Raw genomic sequence first — 5,606 nt, 5'->3', positions numbered from 1 at the left:
CTTAAGGAGTTGGGCTACGAAGGATCATATGACCGCGTGGCGGCATTTGCCAGGCAGTGGAAGGTGGGTCAATCGGAGTGGGTCAATTCTGCGAGCAAACGAACACAGAGGACGACTCCGAAAGCAATCACGGCAATCCCGAGGGCAAAGTAATTCTCCGAGTCAGTCAATGAGGATTGCATGTTCCAGCCACGAGGTCGTAATGCCGCGTGAGCGAACAGATAGGATATGCCTCCCACAATTCCAGCAATCACTGCTCGAAGAATAAATGTCATCTGCAGCCTCTTGAAATCTCAATGACCGATATTGGCCGAACTCGGCCGATATCACTCAGAATAGCATTTTGGCAAGGGGGAAGAGTCACGCTTTGTCACATAATTTCCACAATAAAAATAAAGTTTGCTTTTGGAAATTATCGGACTAAGATGAAAGTACAGCGAGACCCAAACAACGTCTAAAGTTGTACTTATCATAATATGCAGCTCAACGAGCCCCTTACCGGCCTGATCCGTAAAGGACCACCACGGCCACAAGATGCGATCGCCCCGATACCGGCCGCCGCCACTCCGTTTTTGATGACGAGCGAGGACGATATTGGCGATATGCTGACCTTCCTGTCAGAGAGCGGCGATGCGATCTCCATGTACGCGACTGGCAGCCGCGACGTGGTGCTGGGACGCATTTTGTCGGTCGATCCCCAGTTGCCGCATTTCGTGATGGAGTTGAACGAAGGGGCCGCCCTGCAGCCCGGCAAAGTCACCTTCGTGGCCTGTGTACGGGCTGCGAAGCTGCAGTTTCGCCTGACTAATACTGAATGGAGCTCGGTTCCCGGCAAACCGCAGCACATTCCGATGATTTTCCCTGAGAACTGCGAGGTGCTGAACCGTCGCTCCTCGGAGCGCATGGAAGCACCGCTTGGGGCCAGTTTTACGGCCTCGTTCGTGATGAATGGGACAAGTCCGTTCGAGCTGCAGGTATTCGATCTTTCACTGAGCGGCATCTCTATGCGGTGCGCGAAGCGAGATGCGAAGGGCTTGTTCAAGGGACGCAAGGTGCGCGATGTGGTGCTCGATCTGGGATCGGAAACCGTCGAAGTCGCTGAGCTGGAAATCCGCCACACACGCAGCATCCGTTCCTTCCTGCTCGGCGAGCAGCTGCATCTCGGCTGCATGTTTGTCAATTTGGCGCCCGAAGAGGAGAGCAAGATCAAAACAATTCTGGATCAAATGCGTTAAGCCTTAAAATGGCTCATGGACCTCAGCGAAGAAGAACAAAATGCAATGGCATCCCGGCGCGAACATGCGCGCTTGATGCTGTCTCTCCCGGCGAGCCTGCATCCGATTGACGGAATGGAGAGCATGCCAACGCGCTTGCTGGATATCTCCCGCTCTGGAGCAGGCATCGTCCATGGCGACCGTTTGCAATCAGGGTCGCAGCACATCTTGCACTTCGTTTTGCCTGGTGAAGCCGATCCGTGCGAAATCCGGCTCGAAATCGTCTACTGTGCGCCGATCGGCGAAACAAACCAGTACCGCTGTGGCGCCCGGTTTCAGCCATTGACACAGAATGTCGAAGATCGCTTGTTCGACTTCTTGACCCGGCCCAAGGCGTTCTAGCGGCTACATTTTGTAATGTTTGCGCTACCAATGTCGTGTACCCTTATGGTAAATAACATGAGGGGGAGACATGGGTGGTCGTTCTTTGGTGTCGCTATTTGCGTTTGTAGCGCTGGCCGCTTCGGCGCATGCTGCAACGGATGTCCCAGCGCAGCTGGCTTTGTACGATGGGCAGACGCTGGCCAGCGTCGCCTATGATCCGGACGGCGGGGCGCCGATTCGCAAGGCTGCGGAATTGCTGTCGCACGATCTGCAGCAAATCAGTGACCGCAAGCCGGACATCGAGGCAGGCGTCGCGGCCGGCCACGGCACGGGTGTCATTGTCGGCTTGGCCTCGTCCCCGCGCATTGCCGAACTGCTGCGCAAGAATGGACTGTCGTCCTCAGCGATCGACGGCAAATGGGAAAGCTATGGCCGCGCCGTCATTCCCGCGCCCTGGGACCCCAAGGCGCGCGCGCTCCTCATCTTCGGCTCCGACACACGCGGCGCAGTGTGGGGTGTGGTCGACCTGACGCGCGAGATGGGAGTGTCCGCCTGGGAGTGGTGGGCTGACGTCAAGACGCGAACCCGCGACCGGATCAACGTCTCGGCTGCCAGCAGTTTYTCCAGGCCGCCTTCGGTTAAGTACCGGGGCTTCTTCATCAACGCATCCTTCCTCAGGGAGTGGGCGGGGAAGACCTTTGACCAGGAGGCRCACGGCATCGGTCCCAGGACCTATGAGCGCGTATTCGAGTTGATGTGGCGCCTGAAGGCCAACCTGATCTGGCCGGCGATGAACAGCACCGATCCTGCCTTCAATCTCAAGCCCGAAAACTATGACACGGCTGCCGACTACGCGGTGATTCGCGGCTCGTCACATGTCGAAATGCTGTTGCGGAATAATGGCGTCGAGTGGGACGAGAAGACGATGGGACCCTACAACTGGACCACCAACAAGCAGCGCCTGATCGAATACTGGCGCGGCGCGGTGGATAAGTGGGGCAAGTACGATAATCTCTATACCGTTGGCATGCGTGGCGTGGACGACTTCCCGATGGAAGGCGCCGACTCCGCTGCGAAAATGGGCGACATTCTGCGTGACGTGATCCAGGCGCAGCGCAAGATACTCAGCACCTCGCTCGGCAAGCCGGCGGCGCAGATACCGCAGGCATTCACGCCCTACAAAGAAGTGACTGCTGCCTACAACACAGGCCGCATCCAGGTGCCTGACGATGTCACCATCATCTGGCCCGATGACAATTACGGCTACCTCCTGCGCCTGAACGACGCGCGTGAACGCAAGCGCTCCGGCGGCTCCGGTATTTACTATCACGCGACGTTCTGGGGCGCGCCGGGCAATTACCTGCTACTGCCTTCGACCGATCCCAATCTGATGTGGGAGGAAATGACGCGCGCGTATCACGGCAATGCGCGGAGCGTGTGGATGCTCAACGTGGGAAATATCAAGCCGGTCGAATACCTGCTCGATTTTTATCTGGCGATGGCATTCGATATGGAGAGCTTCGCCAAGCCAGGTTCCGCTCACGCCTACATGGATAATTGGGCTGTGAGGAATTTCGGCGCAGAGCAGGGCGCCAGGGTGGCCGATGTGATGTGGCGCTACTACAAGCTCGCTTTCGGCCGGAACCCCGAGTTCATGGCCTTCAACACTACCTTCCCGATGACGTCCGTGCAGCAGTCGCGCTTCTCCATCACCGATTTCGGCGACGAGAATGCGCGGCGCGCCGACGCTTACAAGACGATCATGGACGCCTCGAAGGATCTGGAAGCAGCGCTGCCTGCCGACCGCAAGTCGGCGTTCTATGAGCTGGTCGGCTATCCGGTCGCGGTGGGCGGGAATATGAATCTGCAGCAGCTGGCCATGGACAAGTCGATTGCCTACGGCCTGCAGCGCCGTGCCAGTGCCAATGCTTATGCGCAGGAAGCGCAACGCGCGCACGATGCGATCCTGGCGAACGTGCGCCGCTATGGCGAGGATATCGAAGGCGGCAAATGGCGCTACATTTCCAACAGCTATCCGCAGTCGCTGACCAATTATCTGCCGCCGGCGATTCCGGCGTGGTCGATTCCGACGGATGCCAAGCGCTGTCCGGTGCAGGTCGAAGGCGGCGGCTTCTTTGACGACAAGGATTGGTTCTTCCCGACGCTGCCGACCTTCAGCCCCGAACTGGGCGACCGCAGCTACTACCTCGACGTCTTCACCAGCCAGCCGCTGGACGCCACCTGGAGTGCGACGCCAAGCGTGCCATGGATTCGCGTCGACAAGACAGCGGGCCGCTTCTCGCAGGCGGATGGCTATGAGCAGCGGCTGGAGGTGTCGATTGACTGGGCGAAAGCGCCGAAGCAGGCGAAGGATGGCCTGGTGCACATCAGCTGCAGCGTCGGTCAGCAGCCGATCGACGTCCACGTGCGCGTGGCGCCGCCGATCACGGACCGCACGGCGTCCTTCATCGATTCGCAAGGCGTCGTATCGATGTATGCCGCGCATGCCGACCGTATAACTGGAGCGTGGCAGATTCTGGATGGGGTGGGACACACGGGCGCGGACGTGCAGGCGGCGCTGGACCTGCAACCGATTGATCCGGCCAATCCGGCTGCACTGGCAAAGGCGCCGCGCATGCTGTACCGCTTCCACACGCTGAAGCCGGAACGCGATTACAGCTTCCCCAATTATGTGTTCGACGAGATCGTGTCGCTGCGTGCGGTGGCCTTGCCGCTATTCCCTGCCACCATTGATGGCAAGATGCGCATCGCGGTATCGATTGACGGCGCGCCACCACACGTGCTGGACTTCGGCCGCGAGTATTACGCCGCCACCTGGCGCCAGAATGTGCTCGATAACGAAGTCGCCGCGGAGATTCCGAACCTGCCGATCAAGCCGGGCAACCACACGCTGGAAGTCTACGCCCTCGACCCGGCAGTGACACTTGACCGCTTCGAGGTCCGCTTTGTCGGCGCCAGCAAAGGTTATGGCCCGGTGCCGGAAACCCGGATCGCTCAATAAACCAGAGGAATCAGCCGATAYGGCACTTGCTTGATGTAGCTGTGATAGGCCTCATCCTGGCGAAGCACGCGCTCCTCGCGCAAGATGCGCAGGAGCAGCATGATCACAGTGCAGGCTACGGCCAGATTGCGCCAGCTGCTGTTCGATAGCGCATAGGCGATACCGCCCAGCAGATAACTGGAATACAGCGGATGGCGCACGATGCGATACAGGCCTTCAGTCTTGATGGCGCGGCGTGCCGCAATCAGGCCGAAGCTGCGATTCAGCGATAGCATGCCGGCAATCTGAAGCACACAGCCAAACACCAGGAAATGCTTCGCCTCGGGCAGCAGTCCCCACTCGGCGGGTTCGAATAGCAGGGGAGCGAACGTGCCCGCGACGCCAGCCAGCCAGTCCCAGGGATTGCTGGATACGGCTTTAGGACTGCTTCGAAACAGGAAAAACAAGGCGGTCAAGGTTTCGGCGCCGCAGAAGACCAAATAGGTCCAATCGCCAAAGATGTGCCAGGTTTTGATATGGGTCAGCGCAAAGAGGCACCACAGCGCAGCCAGTGCCAGGCTTCCGATCAGATTCGCGAGGCGTGAATTAAACAGCGAGGAGACTTGGTACATGGGGCTGGTGCGATGAATTTTTTTTGAAGAATGCGGGTCCCAGAATAGCATCTTGCTGCCTGGAAAAAATTCACCAATTGTCACGAGGGAAGTAATATTTCTCGGCGAATTTTTACATTTCAAGGGCCGTTTTTGTTGAGGGCGCTGCGGGCGTCTTCGAGGGTGACGGCGCTGAGGCTGCTGGTGTCGAGATCGCCGGTGCGGCGGCCGAGACGGATGGCTTGGGACTTGATCATTTTTTCGAAGAGATTGCGCACGAACCGTCCATTGGAAAATCGAACGCCTTGTTTGATGATTTCTTCGTTGAAGTGGCTGAGCAGCAGTGCCGTCGTTTGATGATTTCTTCGTTGAAGTGGCTGAGCAGCAGTGCCGTCG

5 protein-coding genes are annotated in these 5,606 nt (G+C 58.4%); 3 read left to right on the top strand and 2 right to left on the bottom strand.

The genetic code is table 11. The annotated features are described in order from the left end of the window. Positions 1-476 precede the first annotated feature (476 nt). The 3 genes from AB4Z11_RS21135 (at position 477) to AB4Z11_RS21125 (ending at position 4,620) form a co-directional block, all read left to right on the top strand. The gene (locus AB4Z11_RS21135; protein ID WP_442027469.1) at positions 477-1,235 is read left to right on the top strand and encodes a PilZ domain-containing protein; all 759 of its coding nucleotides are present in this window, start codon (positions 477-479) and stop codon (positions 1,233-1,235) included. Positions 1,236-1,250: 15 nt separating this feature from the next. Beyond that, on the top strand, positions 1,251-1,616 hold the full coding sequence (locus AB4Z11_RS21130) for a PilZ domain-containing protein (RefSeq protein ID WP_442027468.1): 366 nt from the start codon (positions 1,251-1,253) through the stop codon (positions 1,614-1,616). A 70-nt stretch (positions 1,617-1,686) separates the two neighbouring features. After that, on the top strand, positions 1,687-4,620 hold the full coding sequence (locus AB4Z11_RS21125; protein WP_442027466.1) for a glycosyl hydrolase 115 family protein: 2,934 nt from the start codon (positions 1,687-1,689) through the stop codon (positions 4,618-4,620). Here AB4Z11_RS21125 and AB4Z11_RS21120 read toward each other — a convergent pair. Together AB4Z11_RS21120 and AB4Z11_RS21115 are read right to left on the bottom strand one after the other, a co-directional pair. Next, positions 4,614-5,231 carry a methyltransferase family protein gene (locus AB4Z11_RS21120; protein ID WP_442027464.1) on the bottom strand — a complete coding sequence of 206 codons (618 nt, stop codon included), beginning with the start codon at positions 5,229-5,231 and terminating at the stop codon, positions 4,614-4,616. The two genes, AB4Z11_RS21125 and AB4Z11_RS21120, sit on opposite strands and share 7 nt — an antisense overlap. Before the next feature lie 119 nt (positions 5,232-5,350). Beyond that, the coding region (locus AB4Z11_RS21115) for a hypothetical protein (RefSeq protein WP_442027463.1) at positions 5,351-5,606 on the bottom strand (256 nt) is incomplete at its 5' end.

The sequence above is a fragment of the Pseudoduganella sp. RAF53_2 genome (genome assembly GCF_052113985.1).
Classification (GTDB): Bacteria; Pseudomonadota; Gammaproteobacteria; order Burkholderiales; family Burkholderiaceae_D; genus Rugamonas.
Note: the sequence above shows the minus strand (reverse complement) of the source record. Positions and strands in the feature narration are given on the sequence as shown.

Excerpts from the sequence above, each read along its gene's own strand:
- AB4Z11_RS21135 (WP_442027469.1), top strand. The coding sequence starts at position 477 with ATGCAGCTCAACGAGCCCCTTACCGGCCTGATCCGTAAAGGACCACCA.
- AB4Z11_RS21130 (WP_442027468.1), top strand. The coding sequence starts at position 1,251 with ATGGACCTCAGCGAAGAAGAACAAAATGCAATGGCATCCCGGCGCGAA.